Here is a 1,284-nt window from a genome sequence, read left to right on the forward strand (position 1 = left end):
GCTGGTCGAGGCCATGCAGGCCGGGGCGACGGTGCTGGTGGTCAGCGACGCGGGGATGCCGGTGATCAGCGATCCCGGCTTCCGGCTGGTCGCCGCCTGCGTGCAGCACGGCCTGCCGGTGCACTGCCTGCCGGGGCCGTCGGCGGTGCTGACGGCGCTGGCCGTGTCCGGCCTGGCGTCGGACAGGTTCTGCTTCGAGGGGTTCGCGCCGCGCAAGAAGGCGGCCCGGCGGGCCTGGCTGGCGGCGCTGGCCGACGAGGCGCGCACCTGCGTGTTCTTCGAGTCCCCGCGGCGGCTGCCGGAATGTCTGGCCGACGCCGTCGACGAGCTCGGCCCCGATCGCCGGGCGGCGGTCTGCCGGGAGCTGACCAAGGTGCACGAGGAAGTCGTGCGCGGCTCGCTGGCCGAACTGGCGCAATGGGCGGCCGACGGCGTGCTGGGCGAGATCACCGTCGTGCTGGCCGGGGCGACCCCGCGCGCCGACCTGCCGTCGCTGGTCGCGCAGGTGGAGGACCTGGTCGCGGGCGGCAGCCGCGTCAAGGACGCCTGCGGCGAGGTGGCGTCGGCCCATCCGGGCGTGCGGTCGCGCCAGCTCTACGACGCGGTGTTGCAGGCCCGCCGCGACTGAGCGCCGCTCAGCCCGCCTGGGCGACGGGCGCCGGGCCGACGATCGGCGACGCCTTGTGCAGGCATTCGGCCCACTCGGCGTCCGTGTTGGAGTCGGCCGTGATGCCGCCGCCGACGCCGAGCACCGCGCCGCCGTCGGCGTCGAACTCCACGGTGCGGATGGCGACGTTCAGCTCGCACCCGGCGACGGGCGACGCCAAACCGACGGTGCCGCAGTAGATCCCGCGCCGGTTCGGTTCCCACTGCGAAAGGAATTGGCGGGCACGGTGTTTGGGCGTGCCGGTGACCGACGCCGGCGGGAATGCGGCGTCCAGCAGCGCTGCGGTGGGCAGCTCGACCGGCACGCGCGCCGAGACCGTCGACACCAGGTGCCACACGCCCGGTGCGCGGCGCACCACCAGCAGCTCGGGCACGGTCACGCTGCCCACCACCGCGACGCGGCCGAGGTCGTTACGCACCAGGTCCACGATCATGATGTTCTCGGCCACCTCTTTGGGCGACGCCCGCAGCGCCGACGGCCACGCATCCAGCGGCAGGGTGCCCTTGATGGGGCTCGACATCACCAGTGTCCCGCGCCGGCGCAGGAACAGCTCGGGGGACAGCGACGCCACCGCGCCCCAGCCGCCGGCGACGAAGGCCGCCCGGGCGGGGGAGGTG

At 74.8% G+C, this 1,284-nt stretch carries 2 protein-coding genes; one reads left to right on the plus strand and one right to left on the minus strand.

Features of this window, described 5'->3' with window-relative positions; translation table 11 throughout:
- On the plus strand, nt 1-628 hold a 628-nt coding region (locus A5714_RS01735; RefSeq protein ID WP_068282099.1), incomplete at its 5' end, for a 16S rRNA (cytidine(1402)-2'-O)-methyltransferase.
- 7 nt (nt 629-635) lie between these two features.
- Here the strand turns inward: A5714_RS01735 and A5714_RS01740 are convergent.
- Nucleotides 636-1,284: aminodeoxychorismate synthase component I (locus tag A5714_RS01740; protein WP_156747127.1), on the minus strand; the 649-nt coding region annotated here is incomplete at its 5' end.

Origin of the sequence: Mycobacterium sp. E2462 (assembly GCF_001672685.1) — a bacterium.
Lineage (GTDB): Bacteria > Actinomycetota > Actinomycetes > Mycobacteriales > Mycobacteriaceae > Mycobacterium.